This is a genomic window from Variovorax sp. PAMC26660 (assembly GCF_014302995.1).
GTDB lineage: Bacteria > Pseudomonadota > Gammaproteobacteria > Burkholderiales > Burkholderiaceae_C > Variovorax.
Genome location: NZ_CP060295.1, coordinates 2,054,626 through 2,074,468, shown reverse-complemented (window position 1 = coordinate 2,074,468; position 19,843 = coordinate 2,054,626). Strand labels below are relative to the sequence as shown.

At 66.3% G+C, this 19,843-nt stretch carries 18 protein-coding genes; 5 read left to right on the top strand and 13 right to left on the bottom strand.

Annotated elements, in window-relative coordinates:
- Positions 1–270: 270 nt before the first annotated feature.
- The 6 genes from H7F35_RS10025 to H7F35_RS10000 all read right to left on the bottom strand — a co-directional run bounded on the left by H7F35_RS10025 (position 271) and on the right by H7F35_RS10000 (position 7,473).
- Entirely contained in the window at positions 271–1,083 is an 813-nt protein-coding gene (locus H7F35_RS10025) for an ABC transporter ATP-binding protein (RefSeq protein ID WP_187112734.1), read from the bottom strand.
- An 85-nt stretch (positions 1,084–1,168) separates the two neighbouring features.
- On the bottom strand, positions 1,169–2,500 hold the full coding sequence (locus H7F35_RS10020) for an ABC transporter substrate-binding protein (protein ID WP_187112733.1): 1,332 nt from the start codon (positions 2,498–2,500) through the stop codon (positions 1,169–1,171).
- 67 nt (positions 2,501–2,567) lie between these two features.
- Positions 2,568–3,632 (bottom strand): branched-chain amino acid ABC transporter permease, encoded by a 1,065-nt coding sequence (locus tag H7F35_RS10015; RefSeq protein ID WP_187112732.1) that lies wholly within the window; start codon positions 3,630–3,632, stop codon positions 2,568–2,570.
- Positions 3,633–3,637: 5 nt separating this feature from the next.
- A complete protein-coding gene (locus H7F35_RS10010; protein WP_187112731.1) occupies positions 3,638–4,567 on the bottom strand; it encodes a branched-chain amino acid ABC transporter permease in 930 nt (309 codons plus the stop codon).
- A 168-nt stretch (positions 4,568–4,735) separates the two neighbouring features.
- Entirely contained in the window at positions 4,736–5,521 is a 786-nt protein-coding gene (locus H7F35_RS10005; protein ID WP_187112730.1) for an ABC transporter ATP-binding protein, read from the bottom strand.
- Positions 5,518–7,473 (bottom strand): AMP-binding protein, encoded by a 1,956-nt coding sequence (locus H7F35_RS10000; RefSeq protein ID WP_187112729.1) that lies wholly within the window; start codon positions 7,471–7,473, stop codon positions 5,518–5,520. The genes H7F35_RS10005 and H7F35_RS10000 overlap by 4 nt, the downstream gene beginning before the upstream one ends.
- An 84-nt stretch (positions 7,474–7,557) precedes the next feature.
- On the opposite strand from H7F35_RS10000, the gene H7F35_RS09995 reads away from it, so the two are divergent.
- The 4 genes from H7F35_RS09995 to H7F35_RS09980 all read left to right on the top strand — a co-directional run bounded on the left by H7F35_RS09995 (position 7,558) and on the right by H7F35_RS09980 (position 9,929).
- A complete protein-coding gene (locus tag H7F35_RS09995; protein ID WP_187112728.1) occupies positions 7,558–8,343 on the top strand; it encodes a Crp/Fnr family transcriptional regulator in 786 nt (261 codons plus the stop codon).
- Entirely contained in the window at positions 8,340–8,810 is a 471-nt protein-coding gene (locus tag H7F35_RS09990) for a hypothetical protein (RefSeq protein WP_187112727.1), read from the top strand. The genes H7F35_RS09995 and H7F35_RS09990 overlap by 4 nt, the downstream gene beginning before the upstream one ends.
- A gap of 74 nt (positions 8,811–8,884) precedes the next feature.
- On the top strand, positions 8,885–9,649 hold the full coding sequence (locus tag H7F35_RS09985; RefSeq protein ID WP_187112726.1) for an SDR family NAD(P)-dependent oxidoreductase: 765 nt from the start codon (positions 8,885–8,887) through the stop codon (positions 9,647–9,649).
- Positions 9,650–9,671: 22 nt separating this feature from the next.
- Positions 9,672–9,929 carry a hypothetical protein gene (locus tag H7F35_RS09980; protein ID WP_187112725.1) on the top strand — a complete coding sequence of 86 codons (258 nt, stop codon included), beginning with the start codon at positions 9,672–9,674 and terminating at the stop codon, positions 9,927–9,929.
- Between the two features lie 139 nt (positions 9,930–10,068).
- Here the strand turns inward: H7F35_RS09980 and H7F35_RS09975 are convergent, their stop codons facing one another.
- Together H7F35_RS09975 and H7F35_RS09970 are read right to left on the bottom strand one after the other, a co-directional pair.
- Complete coding sequence (locus tag H7F35_RS09975) at positions 10,069–10,974, bottom strand: MBL fold metallo-hydrolase (RefSeq protein WP_261803587.1); 906 nt, start codon at positions 10,972–10,974, stop codon at positions 10,069–10,071.
- Between the two features lie 162 nt (positions 10,975–11,136).
- Positions 11,137–12,114, bottom strand: coding sequence for a Bug family tripartite tricarboxylate transporter substrate binding protein (locus tag H7F35_RS09970; RefSeq protein ID WP_187112723.1), 978 nt, complete (start codon positions 12,112–12,114; stop codon positions 11,137–11,139).
- A gap of 207 nt (positions 12,115–12,321) precedes the next feature.
- Between H7F35_RS09970 and H7F35_RS09965 the strand changes: the two genes are divergently transcribed.
- Entirely contained in the window at positions 12,322–12,699 is a 378-nt protein-coding gene (locus H7F35_RS09965) for a VOC family protein (RefSeq protein WP_187112722.1), read from the top strand.
- Positions 12,700–12,724: 25 nt separating this feature from the next.
- Here the strand turns inward: H7F35_RS09965 and H7F35_RS09960 are convergent, their stop codons facing one another.
- From H7F35_RS09960 to H7F35_RS09940, 5 genes are read right to left on the bottom strand one after another with little or no spacing between them, the layout of a single operon-like run.
- Complete coding sequence (locus tag H7F35_RS09960; RefSeq protein ID WP_187112721.1) at positions 12,725–13,306, bottom strand: superoxide dismutase; 582 nt, start codon at positions 13,304–13,306, stop codon at positions 12,725–12,727.
- Between the two features lie 37 nt (positions 13,307–13,343).
- Positions 13,344–14,018 (bottom strand): helix-turn-helix transcriptional regulator, encoded by a 675-nt coding sequence (locus H7F35_RS09955; RefSeq protein WP_187112720.1) that lies wholly within the window; start codon positions 14,016–14,018, stop codon positions 13,344–13,346.
- Positions 14,019–14,054: 36 nt separating this feature from the next.
- Entirely contained in the window at positions 14,055–15,497 is a 1,443-nt protein-coding gene (locus H7F35_RS09950; RefSeq protein WP_187112719.1) for an efflux transporter outer membrane subunit, read from the bottom strand.
- Positions 15,498–15,508: 11 nt separating this feature from the next.
- The gene (locus tag H7F35_RS09945; protein WP_187112718.1) at positions 15,509–18,607 is read right to left on the bottom strand and encodes a MexW/MexI family multidrug efflux RND transporter permease subunit; all 3,099 of its coding nucleotides are present in this window, start codon (positions 18,605–18,607) and stop codon (positions 15,509–15,511) included.
- Positions 18,604–19,704, bottom strand: coding sequence for an efflux RND transporter periplasmic adaptor subunit (locus tag H7F35_RS09940; RefSeq protein WP_187112717.1), 1,101 nt, complete (start codon positions 19,702–19,704; stop codon positions 18,604–18,606). Before H7F35_RS09940 ends, H7F35_RS09945 begins: the two co-directional genes overlap by 4 nt.
- Positions 19,705–19,843: the final 139 nt, after the last annotated feature.

The window sequence follows — 19,843 nt, the reverse complement described above, 5'->3', positions numbered from 1 at the left end:
GCTTCGCTCCTCCTTTATTTCGCTGCGGGGAGCACCCGGTGTCATTCGCACATGGGCACGCTGCCGGTGTACCGCTGATCAACCACCGCTCTGACCAACGCTCACGTCGATACGGGGCTCTTTTTCGCGAAATAAAGGAGGAGCGAAGCGGGGGACATTCGCGAAAAAGAGCACCGTGTCGGCGTGGGCGTCGCCCTGAACAACAGCGCCCAGAACAACGAACGTCAAACACAGCGCGACAAACAAAAGCGCAGGGTTTCGCCTGAACGGTCAAGCCAGCCACCTCTTGCGCCGCTTGTAGCTCTTCACATCGCGGAAGCTCTTGCGGTCTGCACCGCCGACGCCAAGGTAGAACTCCTTCACGTCCTCGTTCTCGCGCAGGCTCTTGGCCTCGCCGTCCATCACGATGCGCCCGTTCTCCAGGATGTAGCCGTAGTCGGCGTAGCGCAGCGCCATGTTGGTGTTCTGCTCGGCCAGCAGGAAGGTCACGCGCTCCTTGGTGTTCAGGTCTTTCACGATCTCGAACACCTCCTCCACGATCTGCGGCGCCAGGCCCATCGAAGGCTCATCGAGCAGCACCATCGTCGGGTTGGCCATCAGCGCGCGGCCGATGGCGCACATCTGCTGCTCGCCGCCCGAGGTGTAGGCCGCCTGCGAAGTGCGCCGCGTCTTCAGACGCGGGAAATACGCGTAGACCTTGTCCAGCGTTTGCTGCACTGCGGCTTTGCCGTCAGTGCGCGTGTAGGCGCCGGTCATCAGGTTCTCTTCGATCGTCAGGTGCGCAAAGCAGTGACGGCCCTCCATCACCTGGATCAGCCCGCGCTTGACCAGCTCGGCCGGCGACAGTGCCTCGATGCGATCACCGCGCAGCTCGATGGTGCCCTTGGTCACCGCGCCGCGTTCGCCCGCAAGCAGGTTGCTCACAGCGCGCAGCGTGGTCGTCTTGCCCGCGCCGTTGCCGCCGAGCAGTGCCACGATGCCGCCGTCGGGCACCGTGAGCGACACGCCCTTGAGCACGAGGATCACGTGGTTGTAGATGACCTCGATGCCGTTGACATTGAGGAGGATGTTGGGTTCGCTCATGATGTGGTCCGAAGCATTCGACAACGCGGCAAGGCGTCGCGCTGTCGAATGGCGGCTCTTGCGAGTCGCCACGGAACTCAGTGCATCAAGACTGGCAGTCCGCCGCGTCGCGGCGCGTCAGCTTCTTCTCGGTCGCGTACTTGTCGGCTGCAGCTTTGGCCATCGGCTTGATGATCTGGTCATCGGCCTGGTACCACTCGGGCGCGATGTTCCACTTGGCACCGTCCCAGGTTTCCATGCGCGCCCAGGTCGAGCCGATGTGGTCCTGGCACGAAGTGCTCACCGGGCGCATCACGCCGGCGAAGCCGAGCGCGTCGAGCTTCTTCTGGTCGAGCGCCAGGTTTTCCAGGCCCCAGCGCACCTGCTCGCCGGTCATGACCTTGCCCTTGCCGAAGCGCTCCTGTGCACGCCGCACCGCCTCGACGCCGAGCATCGAGATGATCGCGCCGCGCGTGTACAGCACCGAGCCCACTTCGTCCTTCGGACCCGTGCCCTGGCCCTTGTCGTGCACCTGCTTGATGATGTCCTGGATCACCTTGTTGTCGGGGCCGGAGCCGTTCAGCGCGAGCGCGTTGTAGCCCTTGGCATTGGCGCCCACGTCCTTCACGTCAGGCTCTGCGCCGGCCCACCACACGCCGTACATCTTCTCGCGCGGAAAGCCCGTGGCCACGGCTTCCTTGAGCGCGGTGGAGTTCATCACGCCCCAACCCCACAGCAGCACGAAGTCGGGCTTCTGCTGGCGCACCTGCAGCCAGGCGGACTTCTGCTCCACGCCAGGTGCGGTCACCGGAATCAGCGACAGCTCGAAGCCGTTCATCTTGGCGCGCTCCTGCAGCAGCGGAATCGGCTCCTTGCCGAACGGCGAGTCGTGGTACACGAGGGCGATCTTCTTGCCCTTGAGCTTGTCCATGCCGCCTTCCTTCTTGCCCAGGTGCTGGATCAGGATGTCGGCCGCGGTCCAGTAGGAGCCCATCAGCGGGAAGTTCCACTTGAACACGCCGCCATCTTGCGAGGCCGCGAGGCCGTAGCCCAGCGTGACCAGCGGGATCTTGTCGGTGAGCACCTTGTCGGTCAGCGCGAAGGTGATACCAGTGGCCTGCGGGTCGAACAGCGCGACACCGGGGCGGCCCTTCAGGCGCTCATAACATTCCACGCCCTTGTCGGTGGCGTAGCCGGTTTCGCATTCTTCAAAGGTGACCTTCACGCCGTTGATGCCGCCTTGCGCATTCACCAGCTTCAGGTAGTCCTGCTTGCCGTTGGCCCAGGGCGTGCCGTTGGGTGCATAGGGGCCGGTGCGGTACACCAGCAGCGGGAAGAACTGCTCCTTGGCCTGTGCCTGCGCGAGCGATGGCGCGAGCACGGCGCCGAGGGTGCTGGCCACCAGGGCGGCGGTCAGAGCGAGCGATTTCAGTTTCATGCCTGTCTCCTTATGTGGGCACCTCGGTGCCGGGTTTTTTCAAACGAACGGGAACTCTCGAAACGAATCAATGCGGGAAGGGCCACAGCCGCAACTTTTCCTTGGCCGTGGACCACAGCCGCGCCAGGCCATGCGGCTCGACGATCAGGAAGAAAACGATCAGCGCGCCGAAGATCATGGTCTCCAGGTGCGAGGCCAGTGCGGTGGAAATCGAGAAGCCCAGCCACGACGGCAACTGGTTCAAAAACAGCGGCAGCAGCACGATGAAGGCGGCGCCGAAGAAGCTGCCCATGATCGAGCCGAGCCCGCCGATGATCACCATGAACAGCAACTGGAACGAGCGGTCGATGCTGAAGGCCGCAGGCTCCCACGCACCCAGGTGAATGAAGCCCCACAGCGCGCCGGCCACGCCGACGATGAAGCTGCTCACCGCAAAGGCCGTGAGCTTGGCGTACACCGGGCGAATGCCGATCACCGCGGCCGCCACGTCCATGTCGCGCATGGCCATCCACTCGCGGCCGATGGCGCTGCGCACCAGGTTCTTGGCGAGCAGCGCGAACACCACCACGAACGCCAGGCAGAACAGGTACTTCTGCACCGGCGATTCGATCGGCACGCCGAACACGTTGAGCCCCGCCACGCTCACCGAGCCCGACGACGAGTTGTTGGTGAACCACTGGATGCGCAGGAACGCCCAATCGGTGAAGAACTGCGCCGCGAGCGTTGCCACGGCAAGGTACAAGCCCTTGATGCGCAGGCTCGGAATGCCGAACAGCACGCCGATCACCGTGGCGCACAGGCCGCCGAGCAGCAGGGATGCAATCAGCGGCATGCCATCGATGCGCACCTGGAAGTTATAGGCCGCATACGCGCCTACCGCCATGAAGGCGCCGGTGCCCAGCGAAATCTGGCCGCAGTAGCCGACCAGGATGTTCAGGCCCAGCGCGGCGAGCGAAAGAATCAGGAAGGGCGTGAGGATGGCGCGCATCCAGTAGTCGGACACACCCAGCGGCACCACGATGAACGCCACGAGCAGCAGCACCAGCATTGCGATGCGGTCCTGCGCGATGGGCAGGATCTGTTGGTCGGCCCTGTAGCTCGACTTGAACTGGCCGTTTTCTCTGTAGAACATCGCGTTCAGACCCGATCGATGATCTTCTCGCCGAACAGCCCTTGGGGCCGCACGAGCAGGAAGACCAGTGCAAGAACATAGGCAAACCAGATCTCGATGCCGCCACCGAGCATGGGGCCGAGATAGATTTCGGACAGCTTCTCGCCGACCCCGATCAACAGGCCGCCGATGATGGCGCCCGGTATCGAGGTGAGACCGCCGAGGATCACGACCGGCAGCGCTTTCAGCGCCACCAGCGAGAGCGAGAACTGCACGCCCAGCTTCGATCCCCAGATGATCCCGGCCACCAGCGCCGAGAACCCGGCCACCGACCACACGATCACCCAGATGCGCGACAGCGGAATGCCGATGGACTGGGCGGCCTGGTGGTCGTCGGCCACCGCGCGCAGCGCGCGGCCTGTGGCGGTCTTCTGGAAGAAGACCGCGAGCACCACCACCAGTGCAGCCGACACCAGTGCGGCGACAAGGTCTTCCTGGCTCAGCAGCAGGCCGCCTTCGAAGGTGCCCTGCAGCACCATCAGCGGTTCCTTGGGCATGCCGACGTCGATCTTGTAGATGTCGTTGCCGAAGATCGTCTGGCCCAGGCCGTCGAGAAAGTAGGCAATGCCCAGCGTGGCCATCAAGAGCGTGATGCCTTCCTGGTTCACCAGCTTGCTCAGCGCCAGCCGTTCGATCAGCCAGGCCACGACGATCATCACGGCCATGGCGGCGATGAAGGCCAGGATGTTGGCCAGGATCAGGCTCTGGAAGCCGAACCACAGCGGGAACCACTCGGCAAAGCGCGCCATGGCGAGCGCCGCGAAAAGCACCATCGCGCCCTGCGCGAAGTTGAAGACGCCCGAGGCCTTGTAGATCAGCACGAAGCCGATGGCGATCAGCGAATAGAGCATGCCGACCATGAGGCCGCCGAAGAGGGTTTCGAGGAAAAAGCCCATGGTCAGTGTCTTTCTTGTTTTTCTCCCTCCCCCGCTGGGGGAGGGTTGGGGTGGGGGCAGGCGGCGCTCGATGAGGCGCTGCCGTGTTGCGAGGGCTGTCGTGCCCCCATCCCAGCCTTCCCCCAGCGGGGGAAGGAGCAATGCTTCAGGGCGAGGTGGGGCATGGCGTCAGTGCTCCACACCCAGGTACGCCCGAATCACGTCTTCGTTGTTCCGCACTTCATCCGGCGTGCCATCCCCGATCTTCTTGCCGTAGTCCAGCACCACCACGCGGTCGGAGATGTCCATCACCACGCCCATGTCGTGCTCGATCAGCACGATGGTCGCGCCGAACTCGTCGTTCACATCGAGGATGAAGCGGCTCATGTCCTGCTTCTCTTCCACGTTCATGCCGGCCATCGGTTCGTCCAGCAGCAGCACCTGCGGCTCCATCGCGAGCGCGCGGCCGAGGTCGACGCGCTTTTGCAGGCCGTAGGGCAAGCGGCCCACCGGTGTCTTGCGGTGCGCCTGGATCTCGAGGAAGTCGATGATGTGCTCCACGAACTCGCGGTGCTGCAGCTCCTCGCGTTCGGCGGGGCCCCAGCGGAAGGCTTGCGCCAGCAGCCCGCTCTTCATCTTGAGGTTGCGCCCCGTCATGATGTTGTCGAGCACGCTCATGCCCTTGAACAGCGCCAGGTTCTGGAAGGTGCGTGCCACGCCCATCTCGGCCACCTGGCGCGAGTTCATGTGCTTGAAGGTCTGGCCGCGGAAGGTGATCGAGCCCTGCTGCGGCCAGTACACGCCGTTGATGCAGTTCAGCATCGAGCTTTTGCCCGCGCCGTTCGGTCCGATGATGGCGCGCACTTCATGCTCGCGCACGTTGAAGCTGATGTCCGTGAGCGCCTTCACGCCGCCGAAGCTCAGGCTGATGTTCTGCACGTCGAGGATGACCTCGCCGATCTTTCGGTTACTCATGCCGCTGCCTTCACGATGGGGAAGGTCTTCACTTCGACGATCTTCAGCGTGGCATTCACCACGCCCGTGCGCCCGTCCTCGAACTTGACCTGGGTCTCGATGTACTGCTCGGTCTTGCCGCCGTAGAGCGCATCGAGCAGCACCGCGTATTTCTCGGCGATGAAGCCGCGCCGCACCTTGCGCGTGCGGGTCAGTTCGTCGTCGTCGGGGTCCAGCTCCTTGTGCAGCACCAGAAAGCGCGCGATCTGCGTCTCGCCCATGCCGTCTTCGCTTGCAAGGTCGGCATTCACCTTGGCGATGCATTCGGCAATCAGCGTCAGCACCTCGGGCTTGCCGGCCAGGTCCACATAGCCGCCGTAGGCCAGGCCGCGCCGTTCGGCCCAGTTGCCCACGGCCTCGAAGTCGATGTTGATGGCCGCGCACACTTCGTCGCGCGCGTTGCCGAAGCACACGGCTTCCTTGATCTGCGGGAAAAACTTGAGCTTGTTCTCGATGTAGTTGGGCGCAAAGATCGCGCCGCCCACGAGCCTGCCCACGTCCTTGGCGCGATCGATGATGCGCAGGTGGCCTTCGCTGTCGAGCACGCCCGCGTCGCCGGTGTGGAAGTAGCCGTTGGCATCAAGCACCTCGGCCGTGGCGTCGGGGCGCTTGTAGTACTCCTTGAGCACCGACACGCCGCGCACCAGCACTTCGCCGTCTTCCGCGATCTTCAGCTCGATCCCTGGTGCGGCGGTGCCGACCGTCTGCAGCTTGACCTTGCCATCCTGCTGCAGGCACACGTAGGCGCAGGTCTCGGTCTGGCCGTAGAACTGCTTGAGGTTGACGCCGATGGAGCGGTAGAAGCGGAACAGATCGGGCCCGATGGCCGCGCCCGCCGTGTAGGCCACGCGGATGCGGCTCATGCCCAGCACGTTGCGCAGCGGGCCGTAGATCAGCAGGTTGCCCAGGCCGTACATCAGCCGGTCGCCGGTGCCCACGGGCGCGCCGTTGAGGATGTCGGCGCCCACGCGCTGTGCCAGCGCCATGAACTTCGCATACAGCCAGCGCTTGGGCGCCGCTGCATCTTCCATGCGGATCGACACGGCCGTGAGCAAACCTTCGAAGGTGCGCGGTGGGCCGAAGTAGTAGCTCGGGCCGATCTCGCGCATGTCGTTCATCACCGTCTCGGCCGACTCGGGGCAGTTGAGCGTGAAGCCGCCCACCAGCCATTGCGCGACCGAGAACAGATGGTCGCCGACCCACGCCATCGGCAGGTAGCTCATGATGTTGTCGCCGGGGCCGAGCTTGTCGGTCTCCACGCCGCCGCGGCCCGCAGCGATGAAGCTCGCATGCGTCTGGCACACGCCCTTGGGGCGGCCGGTGGTGCCCGAGGTGTAGAGGATCACGCCGACGTCCGTCGCTTCGCCGCTCGCCACCGCGCGGTCGTAGTAGCCGACGTTCGCCTTGTCGAAGGTCCGGCCCAGCTCGCGCAATTGCTCGTAGCTGATCAACCCCGGCTGGTCGTAGTGGCGCAGGCCCTTGGGGTCGTCGTAGATGATGTGGCGGATGCTTGGCTGCTTGTCCTTCTGGATCTCGCGGCATTCGAGCAGCTTGTCGACCTGTTCCTGGTCTTCGACGATCACGAACTCGATGCCCGCGTCCTGCAGCATGAAGACCATCTCGCTGGCCACCGCATCCTGATACAGCGGCACCGGCACGCCGCGCAGGCTTTGCGCCGCGACCACCGCCATGTACAGGTGCGGCCGGTTGGCGCCGACGATGGCGAGGTTGTCGAAGGGCTTGAAGCCCAGGCTCGCCAGGCCGCAGGCCATTTCGCGCACTTCCTGCGCCGCGGCGTTCCAGGTCCAGGTTTGCCAGATGCCGAGGTCCTTTTCGCGAACGGCGGGTGCTTCGGGGCGGGCCTCGGCATGCGCGAGCAGCAGACGGGGGAAGGTGGGGGCGGTTGTTTGCACAGTGGGCGGATCGTAGGTCTCACTTTGACGCCCGGTTGTCGTTCCAACGACAATCCTAGGGACACTACTCCCCGGAGTTTCCCGATGCCTCACGGCAATCCTTCCCATGGCGGTTCTCACAGCGTGCTCGGCGGCTCGATCAAGGACCGCGTGCGCCCGGCCAATGCCGCAGAGCTGGATGGCATTCCCTGGCTGCCCACGCTCACGCCCACCGAGCGCCGCCGCGCCGAAGCCACGCTGGTGGTCGGCGAAGCCGAGCCCGGCGACCTGGTGTGCCGCGTCGGCCGTTCTCCCACCTACTGGTTCGGCGTGGTCGAAGGCCTGCTCAAGATGAGCAACGACAACGCCGACGGCGGCTCCGTCACCTACACCGGCGTGCCGCCCGGCGGCTGGTTCGGTGAAGGCACGGTGATGAAGCGCGAGCCCTACCGCTACAACATCCAGGCGCTGCGGCGCAGCCTGGTGGCGGGCTTGCCGATCGAGAGCTTCCACTGGCTGCTCGACCATTCCATCGGCTTCAACCGCTTCGTGATGAACCAGCTCAATGAACGCCTCGGCCAGTTCATCGCGGCGCTGGAGATCGACCGGCTCAACAACCCCGACGCGCGCGTGGCGCGCAACCTCGTGTCGCTGTTCAACCCGGTGCTGTATCCGGGCGTGGGCGAAGTCTTGCGCATCACGCAGCAGGAACTGGCCTATCTGGTCGGCCTGTCGCGCCAGCGCGTGAACGAGGCACTCAACGGCCTGTCGGCGCAGGGGTTGATCCGGGTGGAGTACGGTGGCCTGCGCGTGCTCGACCTGCCGGGCCTGCGCGTGAGCGCGATGTCGAACAAGAAGAACAACCCCTCACCGGAAACCGAAAAATCATGAGCCTCACCGACCAGCTACAGATCGTGCCCGCGAATGCGGAAGCGGGCTTCATCCCGCAGCCCGAGACGCCGAAGGCGAAGGCCGACGACGCCGGGCCGACGCTGCAGGAGGCCATCGAGCGCAACGAGGCGTTGACCGAGAAGATCGACGCGCTCGACGCCATCCTGGCCAAGCCGCTCAGCGAAATTCTGGCCGACCGCGAGAAATCCGAAGAGGCTGCGCTCGCGTGGGATCGCTTCGGCGCGATGTGGATGCTGTCGCAGCGTGCGATGCGGCGCGTGGCGCTCGACTTGGCGGCGCAGCTCGGCGTGAGCGAGGAAGAAGTCGTCGCGCGTGCGATGACCAATGCCAATGCAGTGCTCAACGGTGCCGACGAAGTCGACCTTGGCGGCAGCATCGCGCCTGCACAACTGCAGCACATCGCGCGGCACCGGGCCTTCCTGCGCAAGCAATTCAGAACTGGCTGAATACGCCGCGCACGTATTCAAGACCCTTCAATACCCCTTAACCTTCCTGCCTTCGTTTCAGAAAGACTCTCCCGATGACCGCTTCCCACCTCACCCTGATCACCGGCGCCTCGCGCGGCCTGGGCCGTGCCATGGCCGAACAACTGCTGCAAGCCGGCCACACGGTGCTCGGCATCTCCCGCAAGCAGGACCCGCAATTGGCCGAAGCCGTCAAGGCGGCTGGCGCCGAACTCACGCAGTGGGAACAGGACCTGTCCGACCCCGTGGCTGCATCGGCCCGCGTGTCGGCATGGCTCAAGACCATCGACGCACAGCGCTTCGACAGCGTGACCCTCATCAACAACGCCGGCACCGTGGGCAACCCCGCGCCGCTGTCCGGCGCCATCGAAGCCGAGCTGTCGCTGGCCCTGCGCATCGGCCTCGAAGCGCCGATGCTGCTGACCGCCGCCTTCCTGGGCGCGACCCGCGAATGGCGCGGCACGCGCAAGGTGCTGAACATCTCGTCGGGCCTGGGCCGCAACGCCATGGGCAGCCAGGCGCCTTACTGCGCGGCCAAGGCCGGCATGGACCATTTCTCGCGCGCCGTGGCGCTCGAAGAGGCCGCTGCACCGAACGGCGCGCGCATCGTCTCGCTCGCGCCCGGCATCATCGACACCGACATGCAGGTGCAGCTGCGCGGCGCGTCGGCCGAGAACTTCCCGGACCGCACGCGCTTCGTCAGCATGAAGGAAGAGGGCCGGCTCGACAGCCCCGCCTCCGCGGCGGCCAAGGTGCTCAAGTACCTGGCGCGCGAAGACTTCGGCAACAACCCCGTGGCCGACGTGCGCGATCCGGCCTGAGCGCCAGGGAACCGAGCACGCCATGGCCACCGCAAAGTCGATAGACACCAGCGACTACAAGCTCTTTCCGTCGCCGAGGAACGTGCACCGCGTCATCTTCGAGCACCAGGTCTTCGTGCCGTACCCGTACGCGCTGATCGTGATGGACGAGTTCTACTTCAAGGGCCGCTTCAGCCTGTTCTCGGCCTGCCGCATGAGCGACGGGAAGATGGGGCAGGTGGTGACGTTCGAGCTGGAGTCGGACGTGGACATCTTCAACACCAAGTTCGTGCCGGACTGAGTGTTGGTATTTCTCCCTCCCCCGCTGGGGGAGGGCAGGGGTGGGGGCAGGCGGCGTATCGATTGCTGTCGGCCTGCCCGATGCCGTCTGCCCCCATCCCAACCCTCCCCCGGAAGGGGAAGGAGCAAGGCAGCATCGCTCACTGCATCGCAAACCTGTCGCGCTGCGCCTGCGCACATTCCCCCATCACGCTCAACGCCCGCTCCACCGTCGGCGTGCCCATCACGAAGGGGTTCGCCGCGCCCGCCGGCTGCTGCCGCAGCGCCGCCATCTTGGCTTGCGAGTTGTCCATGTTCGAGTGGTTCGACACCAGCACGTCGATGCCTTGCGCCCTGGCCAGGGCGTCCATGCGCCGCGTGGACGCGATGTAGCTGTCCAGCCGCGGCACGTCCTTGCCGAAGTTGAAGCCCGTGCCGCCCCAGAGTATGGCGCGGTGCTTCCTGCCGTTCTCGCTCACGTCGAACACCGGCGAGAGCGTGCCCATGGTGTGGCCCGGTGTCAGGTACAGCGTGACGGTGGTGTCGCCCAGGGTGACGCGGTCGCCGTCCTTCACCGAGATGTCCCGCTTGGGCGGCGCGCCCCAGATCGGCGTGGCGAACTCCAGCTTCGTCTCGGTCATCGTCCAGTCGGCATCGCTCATGACCACGCGCGCGCGGTACTTCCGGGCGAGGTAGGGTGCACCGCCGTAATGGTCGCCGTGGCCGTGCGTGACGATCACGTACTTGATCTGCGCCGGATCGAGACCCAGCTTGCGCATGCCGCCCTCGATCAGCGCGGCTGCCTCCACCTGGTTGTTGAGCGCATCGATGAGGATGATGCCGTCGGAGGTCTTGATGGCCCAGGCGCTCACCCAGTCGGCGCCCACGAAATACAGGTTGTCGAAGGCCCTGGCGGGCGGCGGTGCCGGCTTGTTGATGAGCAGGGGAAGGCCCTTGTCGAGTTCCTCCTGCGGCGGGCGTGTGGCGGGGGCGGGCTTGCACAGCGAGAGCAGGGGCCCAAGGTCGGTGCCCGCGGCCTGCGTGGCTGCCGCGACGTGGGCGGCCACGGTTGCGTCAGAAGGTTTCTGCGCGGACGTCTGTGCGCAACCCTGGACGAGAGCGACAACCGCTGCCAGGGCGGCTGTCTTCAGTGAAAGCGAAGGAACCATCGGTGTCTCCATGCCGTCGTTGCGGCTTGTTCTGGAGACACCATTCTGCGGTGCGCGGGCTTATTCGATGGTCGCGCCCGAGGCTTGCACGATCCCCTTCCACTTCTCGTAGTCCGTCTTCAGCAGCGCGCCGAATTGCTCGGGCGTCATGCTTTGCGGCTCCGCGCCCTGGGCGACGATGGCGGCCTTCATCTCGGGCGTGGCCAGCAGCTTGTTGACCGCGGCGTTGAGGGTGCTGACGACGTCCTTCGGCGTGCCGGCCGGCACGAAGATGCCGTACCAGGTGCTCACGTCGAAGTCCTTGTAGCCCAGCTCGGCCACGGTGGGCGTGTCGGGCAGCGAGGTGCTGCGCTTGATCGAGGTCACGGCCAGCGGACGCAGCTTGCCCGCCTTGATCTGCGCCAGGGCCGAGGGCACCGACGACACCATCAGGTCGACGTTGCCTGCGAGCACGTCCATCATGGCCGCGTTGGAGCCCTTGTAGGGCACGTGGCGCATCTTGATCTTGGCGGCGCCGTTGAAGATCTCGCCGGCCAGGTGGATGGTGGTGCCATTGCCGGGCGAGCCGTAGGTGACGGTGTCGGGCGCGGCGCGCGCGGCTTTCACCACGTCGTCGAGCGTCTTGAACTTCGAGTTGGCCTGCGTGACGATCACCACCGGCGTGTAGGCCACGTGGGCCACGGCGGTCAGGTCCTTCACCGGGTTGTAGCTCAGGTTCTTGTAGAGCCAGGGCGCGACGACCATGTTGTCCTTCTGGCCCATCACGATGTCGTAGCCCGTGGGCGCGGCGCGCGCGGCCTCGGCGATGCCGATGGTGCCGCCGGCGCCGCCGCGGTTGTCGGGCACCACGGTCCAGTGGTTCGCCTCGGTGAGCTTCTGGGCGACCAGGCGCGCCAGGATGTCGGTGCCGCCGCCGGGCGGGAAGGGCACGACCATGCGGATGGGCTTGGCGGGGTAGGACTGCGTTTGCGCGGCGGCCGAGAAGGCCAGCGGGAATGCCAGCGCGATGGCCAACTGGCCGAAGTGTCTGCGGATCATGGGTGTTGTCTCTTTGTCGGGGCGATTCGGGGTTGCAGTCGTTGCCTTCACTGCACCAAGGGTGCAGTGTGCCGGAAGCCGCGCACGCCGGATTTCTTCATTCGCGATGGGGCTCGTATCGGCTCGCGGTGGCTGTTTCCACCTGTGGCTTGACAGGCGCTTGCCTGCGCCGAACATGGAGTGTCATTGGCTTCACAGGAGACGTCCATGCTCGGAAACATCAATGCGGTGGCCAACCTCGCGGTGAAAGACCTCGCCGTGGCCCGCCGCTTCTACGAAGACACGCTGGGGCTGACGCAGGTCGGCGCACAAGGCGAGGAAGCGATCGTCTATCGCAGCGGCAGCACCGTCGTGAACGTGTACCGCTCGGCCTTCGCAGGCACCAACCAGGCCACGGCCGTGACCTGGTCTGTGGGTGGAGACATCGGGCGCATCGTCGATGCGCTGAAGGCCAAAGGCGTGCGCTTCGAGCACTACGACATGCCCGACACCACGCTCGAAGGCGACCTGCATGTCATGGGTGACATGAAGGTCGCCTGGTTCAAGGACCCGGACGGCAACATCCTCAACCTCATCAACGATTGAGGCGTTGCCGCCGTTCGGCGATCGATCAGCCGAAGTTCTTGGCGACGAAGTCCCAGTTCACCAGCTTGGCCAGGAAGGTCTCGACGAACTTCGGGCGCAGGTTGCGGTAGTCGATGTAGTAGGCGTGCTCCCAGACGTCCACCGTCAGCAGCGCGACGTCCGCAGTCGTCAGCGGCGTGCCGGCTGCGCCGGTGTTCACGATGTCCACCGAGCCGTCGGCCTTCTTCACGAGCCAGGTCCAGCCCGAGCCGAAGTTGCCCACGGCCGACTTCACGAAGGCTTCCTTGAAGGCGTCGTAGCTGCCCCACTTGGCATCGATGGCCTTGGCCAGCGCGCCGGTGGGAGCGCCGCCGCCTTGGGGCTTCATGCAGTTCCAGAAGAATGTGTGGTTCCAGATCTGGGCGGCGTTGTTGTAGATGCCGCCGCTGGCCTTCTTGATGATCTCTTCCAGCGTCAGGGCTTCGAACTCGGTGCCCTTTTGCAGGTTGTTCAGGTTCACGACGTAGGCGTTGTGGTGCTTGCCGTAGTGGTACTCCAGTGTCTCTTGCGAGTACTCGGGTGCCAGCGCGTCGAGGGCGTAGGGCAGGGGAGGGAGCTTGTGTTCCATGGTGGGTCCTTGTGGTTGGTTATAGAGAGAAAGCGCTTCAGGCTTGTGGTGATGCGCCTGTTTTCGGAGTGACCTGATAGGCGCAGCGCCGCGCGCCCGCCAGCACGTGTTCGACGCGGCTGACGCTCACGTCGGGCCCCAGCACTTCGTCGAAGAGTTGCAGTTCGCTGCGGCAGAAACCCGTGCAGGCCTGCGCCGCGGTGCAGATCGGGCAATGGTTTTCGATGAAGAGAAAGCCGTCGCCCTCGGGCCGGAACTCGGCCATGTAGCCCTCGCGGCTGCGGATGTCGACCAGCCGCTCCAGCCGTGTCTTGAGGCTGCGCGCGCCGCGCATGGCCTCGGTGTAGTTGGCGCGCATGGTGTTCTCGCGCGCGCCGATGAGCTGGTCCAGGCCCTTCTGGCCGAACACGCTGATGACGGCGCTGATCATCTGCACCGTCATCTCGGCGTGCGTGTCGGGAAAGCGCTTGTGGCCTTCGCCGGTGAGCCGCCAGATCTGCGTGGGCCGGCCGCGCCCGCTGGCGCGGCTTTCGGCGTCGACCAGGCCGTCGGCCTCCAGCTTGGCCATCTGCTGGCGCACCGCTTCCACCGTGACGTTCAGCACCTTGGCGATGTCGGGAATGCCGAGCGCGCCGCGGGTCTTGAGCGTGGAGAGGATGCGGTCTGCCGGCTGGTGCGGCATCCAGGTGGGCTTGGCATCTGGGGCGGACATGGGCGGGTTCAATCGTGGAGGAAATCAGTGTCATTGTCAGGTGGTTGGACCTCCCCTTCCGTTCGAAGGTGCTTGCCACCCCCCGCCCAGCGCCTTGTAGAGCGCGACGAGGCTGGTGTACGAGGCGGTCTCGGCTTCTGCCACCGCGTCCTGCGCGCGCAGCAGGGTGCGTTGCGCATCGAGCACGCTCAGGTAGGGCGCGGCGCCTTCGCGGTAGCGCACCTCGGCCAGTTCGGCGGCACGACCGCTGCGGGCCGAGGCTTCGACCAGCCGCTGCAGGCGCAACTGGTTCTGGCCGTAGCCGGTGAGTGCGCCTTCCACATCTTCGATGGCGCGCAGCACCGTCTGTTCGTAGAGCGCGCGGTCGCCTTCGGCGCGGGCCTCGGCGCCGCGCATGCGGGCCTTGACCGAGCCCAGCCGCAAGGCGGGCCAGCTCACGCCCGGCGTCACGCTGAAGGCGCGGCTCGACGAACTGCCGAGATCCGAACCGCGCAGCGCGATGAAGCCCAGGAAGCCGCCGATGTCGAAGCGCGGATACAGCTCGGCCGTGGTGGCGCCCACGTCGGCCGTGCTGGCCGCGAGGCCGCGCTCGGCGCGCAGCACGTCGGGCCGGCGCCGAAGCAGATCGCCCAGGTCGCCGATGGGCAGGCGCTTGTCGAGCACGCGCAGTTGCTGCGGCTGCAGCATCGGCGCCAGCTCGGCCGGGCGCAGGCCCGCCAGCACGGCCACGCGGTAGGCCGATTGGCGGCGCGTGGTTTCGAGCGCGGGCAACTGGCTTTCGGTGGTCGCAAGGTTGGCCTGCGCGCTCGCCAGGTCGCCTTCGAGGCCACGGCCGGTCTGCACCTGCGCCTCGGTCACGCGCAGGCTGCTGCGCAAGCTGTCGAGCGTGCGGCGCGTCACGGCGATGCGCTGCTCGGCGCCGCGCATCTCGTAGTAGTTGCGGGCCAGCTCGGCCACGGCCACGATGCGCACCTGTTCGAGGTCGGCCGCGCTGGCTTCGGTGCGCGCGGTGGCGGCCTCATCGAGCCGCTTGAGGCGGCCGAACAGGTCGATCTCCCACGAGGCATCGAAGCCCGCGCGGCTGCTCTGTGCCAGCGACCGCACATCGGGTTGGGCGCCGTTGTTGCCCTGCGCGATGCTGCGCGTCTTGCTGGCGCCCACCGTCACGACGGGCAGGCGGTCGAGTTCGGCTTCTGTCTGCGTGGCGCGCGCTTCCAGCAACCGGGCCTGTGCGATGCGGATGTCGTGGTTGCCGGCGAGTGCCCGCTCGATCAATGCATCGAGTTGCGCGTCGTCGAGCTGGCGCCACCAATCGCGCTGCACCGCATCGTTGGCGAACAGCGACTGCTCGGGCGCGGAGATGGCTACCGGTGCATCGGCCGGCGCGGTGTAGGTCGGCCCGACGGCGCAGCCGGCCAGCACCAGCAGGCTCAGCGCGAAGGGCGCGGCGTACGAAAAGAGTCTGTTGTTCATGGTCATGCTCCTCGGTGTCAGGCGTGGTCGCCGGCCGGCTCGCGCGCCACGAGCGCGTCGAGTTCGGTGGCGCGCTGCGAGCGGCCCACCGTGCGGTGGTCGCGTGCCAGCAGCGTGTACATGGTGGGCAGAACGAACAGCGTGAACAGCGTGCCCACCAGCATGCCGACCCCGATCACCAGGCCGATGCTGTAGCGGCTGGCGGCGCCCGCACCGCTGGCGAACAGCAGCGGCACCAGGCCCATCACCATCGCGGCGGTGGTCATCAGGATCGGGCGCAGCCGGATGCGCGCAGCCTGCTCGATGGCGGCGCGGCGCGGCAGGTTGTCGCGCTCCTGGATCTCGTTGGCAAACTCCACCATCAGGATGCCGTGCTTGCTGATGAGCCCGATCAGCGTCACCAGCCCGATCTGCGTGTAGATGTTGATGGTGGCGAAGCCCATGGCCAGCGGCACCAGCGCGCCGCAGATCGACATCGGCACGCTGATCAGGATGATCAGCGGGTCGCGCAGGCTTTCGTACTGTGCGGCCAGCACCAGGTAGATCACCACGATCGCGAACACGAAGGCCATCACCAGCGCCGAGCCCTCCTGCGTGAACTGCCGCGCATCCGACTGCCAGTCGAAGCTGAAGCCGGCCGGCAGCTTTTTCGCCTCGCCGCTCAGGAAGGCCACCGCGTCGCCCATGGTCACGCCCGGCATCGGAATGGCCTGGAAGGTCGAGGCATTGAGCTGGTTGAACTGCGTGAGCTTGTTCGGCCCGACGCTGGTCGACAGCGACACCAGGTTGCCCAGCGGCACCGGCTCGCCGCTCGCGCTCTTCACGAAGTAGCGCGAGAGCGCCTCGGCCGACAGGCGCAGGTCGCGCGGCGATTGCGGAATCACGTCGTACGAGCGGCCGTCCATGCCGAAGCGATTGACGTAGTTCTCGCCCACCAGCACCGCCAGCGTGTCGCCGATGGCCTTCATGGTCACGCCCATGCTGTTGGCCTTGGCGCGGTCCACGCGCACTTCGGTCACCGGGTTGTTGAACTCCAGGTCGCTGTCGACCACGGCGAACTTGCCGCTGTCGCGCGCCGCCTTCTTCAGTGCTTCCATCGCCTCGAACACGGTGCGGTGGTCGCCCGCACTGCGGATCACCATCTGCACGGGCAGCCCGCCGGTCGAGCCCGGCAGCGAGGGCAACTGGAACGCGAAGACGCTGCTGCCTTCGACCTCGTTCATGCCGCCTTGCACCTCGCCCTGGATCTGGTCGGCATTGCGCTTGCGGTCTTTCCAGTCAGACAACTGCACGCCGCCGATGCTGTTCGACACGCCGTCCGAGCCGTTGATGAGCCAGCGGCCGGTGTTCTCTGGCAGCGTTGCCAACACCTCGTCCCACTTCTTGCCGAACTTCTCGACGTAGTCGATGTTGGCGTGCTGTGGCGACTTGATGACGGTCAGCACCATGGCCTGGTCTTCGCCGGGCGCCAGCTCGCGCTGCGCGGCGTTGTAAAGGAAGGGCAGGCTGACCAGCACTGCCACTGCGAGCAGGCCCGTGACCCAGCGGTGATGCAGCGACACGTCGAGCAAGCGGCCGTAAGCCGTGGCGAGCTTGTGGAAGAAGGCTTCGGCATAACGGGCCATGCGTCCCGCGCTCGCATCCTGCGGCAGCAGGAAGGACGCCATCACGGGCGACAGCGTGAGCGCGATCACGCCCGACACCACCACCGCGCCCGCGAGCGTGAAGGCGAACTCCTTGAACAGCGATCCTGTGAGGCCGCCCATGAGGCCGATGGGCGCATGCACCGCGGCCAGCGTGAGCGTCATCGCGATCACCGGGCCGGACACTTCGCGTGCGCCGATCAATGCGGCCTGCACGCGCGACTTGCCTTCCTCGATGTGGCGGTGCACGTTCTCCACCACCACGATGGCGTCGTCCACCACCAGCCCGATGGCCAGCACCATCGCCAGCAAGGTCAGCAGGTTGATGCTGAAACCGAACAGCAGCATCAGTGCCGCCGCGCCGAGCATCGACAGCGGAATCGTCACCACCGGGATGAGCACCGCGCGCATCGAACCGAGGCACAGGAAGATCACCACCACCACGATGGCAATGGCTTCGAGCAGCGTCTTCTGCACCTCGTCGATCGAGGCCTCGATGAAGCGCGCCAGCTCGAAGGGCAGTTGCACGTCGACGCCCGGCGGCAGGTTCTGCTTGATGCCGGGCAGCAGGTCGCGGATGCGCTTCACGATCACCAGCGGGTTGCCGTTGGGCGCCGCCTGCAGACCCAGGTAGATGGCCTTGTCGCCGTCCATCGTCGCGCTGCTGTCGGCGCTGGCCGCGCCCAGCTCGACCGTGGCCACGTCGCCCAGGCGCACGATGGCGTCGCCGTTGCGCTTGACGACCATGTCGCGGAACTCGGCCACGTTCACCAGGTCGGTGTTGACGCGGATGTTCGACACCACGTACAGGCCCTTCACCTGCCCCGGCGCCGCCTGCACGTTGTTCTGCCGCAGCGCGTCGGCCAGCTCGCCCGCCGAGATGCCGCGTGCCGCCATGCGGTTGGGGTCGAGCCACACGCGCATCGCCAGCGTCTGCCCGCCCGACACTTCCACGCCCGACACGCCGGGGATGGACGCGAACTGCGGCTGCACCACGCGCGAGAGGTAATCGGTGAGCGCCGGCACCGGCATCGTCTTGCTCGAGAAGCCGACGTAGGCCACGGCGGTGGCTTCACCCGACGACTTGAGGATCACCGGATCGAAGGCCTCGGCCGGCAGCCGGTACTTGACCTGGCTGACCTGCGCCATGGCCTGCGTGAGCGCCTGGTTGGCGTCGGCGTTGAGCTTCATGCGCACGCTGATGACGCTGCGGCCCAGCGTGGAGGACGACGAGAGGTAATCGACGTTCTCGATGGTCGCCACCGCCTGCGCGATCGGCTGCGTGACGAAGCCCTGCATCAGCTCGGGCGAAGCGCCGGGGTACTGCGTGGTGATGGTGAGCGTGGTGCTCTCGGTCAGCGGGTACTGCCGCACCGGCAGGTCGCCCAGCGCGCGGGCGCCGAGCAGCAGGATCAGCGTGCTGACCACCAGCGCCAGCACGGGCCGGCGCACGAAGAGGTCGGTGAACTTCATGACCGGGGCTCCTGCAGGGCGAGCGTGTCCTTCTCGCTCGGCGCCACGGCGGCGCCGCTGTACAGGCGCAACTGGCCGGAGGTGACGACCTTCTCGCCGGCCTTCAGGCCTTGCTCGATGACGACCAACCCGTCCTGCCGGTCACCGGCCTTCACGAACACCTGCTGTGCCGTGAAGCCGCCCTTGTCGCCGGGGCGGACCACGAAGACCGAGTCGCCGTGCGTGCTGTAGGTGATGGCGGTCTCGGGCACGGTGATCGCGTCGGTGCGCGCCGGCAGTGCGACGCGGCCGTTGACGAACATGCCGGGCGTGAGCGCGCCATCGGCGTTGTCGACCGTGGCCTGCAGGCGCACGGTGCGCGTGTCGCTGCCGATCTGCGGCTCGATGGTGCTGAGCTTGGCCTGGAAGACGCGGCCGGGGTACGCATCGACCATCAGCGCCACCGCCTGCTGGCGCTTGAGCACCGGCAACGCGGTTTCGGGCAGCGTGAGGTTCGCGAACAGCGTGCGGGCGTCTGTGAGCGACACCAGCGCATCGCCAGCCCGCACGAACTGGCCGAGGTTGACCTTGCGGATGCCAAGCACGCCGTCGAAGGGCGCCTTGATGCGCTTCTGTTCGAGCATGGCCTGCGCGCGCCTCAGGTCGCCGCTGGACTGGTCGAAGGCGGCCTGCGCCTGTTCGAGCTGCTCCTGCGTGGCCGCCTGCTGCGGCAGCAGGCGGCGCGTGCGGTCGAGCAGCGCCTTGGCGTTCGCGCGCTGCGCGGTCAGGCGTTCGATGTCGCCCTGCTCGGGCGCGTCGTTGAGCTGCACGAGCAATTGCCCGGCATGCACCTGGCCACCGGGCGTGAACAGGATCTTGGCGACCCGGCCTTCCACTTCGGCCGGCACCTCGACCTGCCGGTTGGCTTCGAGCGTGCCGATGCCGCTGAGAAAACGGGCCATTTCCGTGGGCTTGGCGGTGGCCACCGCGACCTTGGACGGCGGCCTGCCGCCGCCGCTGTCGGCGGGCTTGGACTTTGCCGTGAGCGCGTAGCCCGCGCCTCCCAGCACCACCGCCGCGAGGCCGGCCGCCAGCCAGGCCCTTGATTGTTTGTTCATGCGCAACCCGCTTGTTTATCAAAGAAAGTACTTTGATTATTAGGTCAGGCCGGAAGGCTGTCGAGAAAGACATGGCAATGCCCGCGATAGGCGAGGGCTATCTCTTGAATGCTGTGCATGCTGGGTTCTCCAGGTGGGT

Excerpts from the sequence above, each read along its gene's own strand:
- H7F35_RS10025 (WP_187112734.1), bottom strand. The coding sequence starts at position 1,083 with ATGAGCGAACCCAACATCCTCCTCAATGTCAACGGCATCGAGGTCATC.
- H7F35_RS10020 (WP_187112733.1), bottom strand. The coding sequence starts at position 2,500 with ATGAAACTGAAATCGCTCGCTCTGACCGCCGCCCTGGTGGCCAGCACC.
- H7F35_RS10015 (WP_187112732.1), bottom strand. The coding sequence starts at position 3,632 with ATGTTCTACAGAGAAAACGGCCAGTTCAAGTCGAGCTACAGGGCCGAC.
- H7F35_RS10010 (WP_187112731.1), bottom strand. The coding sequence starts at position 4,567 with ATGGGCTTTTTCCTCGAAACCCTCTTCGGCGGCCTCATGGTCGGCATG.
- H7F35_RS10005 (WP_187112730.1), bottom strand. The coding sequence starts at position 5,521 with ATGAGTAACCGAAAGATCGGCGAGGTCATCCTCGACGTGCAGAACATC.
- H7F35_RS09995 (WP_187112728.1), top strand. The coding sequence starts at position 7,558 with ATGCCTCACGGCAATCCTTCCCATGGCGGTTCTCACAGCGTGCTCGGC.
- H7F35_RS09990 (WP_187112727.1), top strand. The coding sequence starts at position 8,340 with ATGAGCCTCACCGACCAGCTACAGATCGTGCCCGCGAATGCGGAAGCG.
- H7F35_RS09985 (WP_187112726.1), top strand. The coding sequence starts at position 8,885 with ATGACCGCTTCCCACCTCACCCTGATCACCGGCGCCTCGCGCGGCCTG.
- H7F35_RS09980 (WP_187112725.1), top strand. The coding sequence starts at position 9,672 with ATGGCCACCGCAAAGTCGATAGACACCAGCGACTACAAGCTCTTTCCG.
- H7F35_RS09970 (WP_187112723.1), bottom strand. The coding sequence starts at position 12,114 with ATGATCCGCAGACACTTCGGCCAGTTGGCCATCGCGCTGGCATTCCCG.
- H7F35_RS09965 (WP_187112722.1), top strand. The coding sequence starts at position 12,322 with ATGCTCGGAAACATCAATGCGGTGGCCAACCTCGCGGTGAAAGACCTC.
- H7F35_RS09960 (WP_187112721.1), bottom strand. The coding sequence starts at position 13,306 with ATGGAACACAAGCTCCCTCCCCTGCCCTACGCCCTCGACGCGCTGGCA.
- H7F35_RS09955 (WP_187112720.1), bottom strand. The coding sequence starts at position 14,018 with ATGTCCGCCCCAGATGCCAAGCCCACCTGGATGCCGCACCAGCCGGCA.
- H7F35_RS09950 (WP_187112719.1), bottom strand. The coding sequence starts at position 15,497 with ATGACCATGAACAACAGACTCTTTTCGTACGCCGCGCCCTTCGCGCTG.
- H7F35_RS09945 (WP_187112718.1), bottom strand. The coding sequence starts at position 18,607 with ATGAAGTTCACCGACCTCTTCGTGCGCCGGCCCGTGCTGGCGCTGGTG.
- H7F35_RS09940 (WP_187112717.1), bottom strand. The coding sequence starts at position 19,704 with ATGAACAAACAATCAAGGGCCTGGCTGGCGGCCGGCCTCGCGGCGGTG.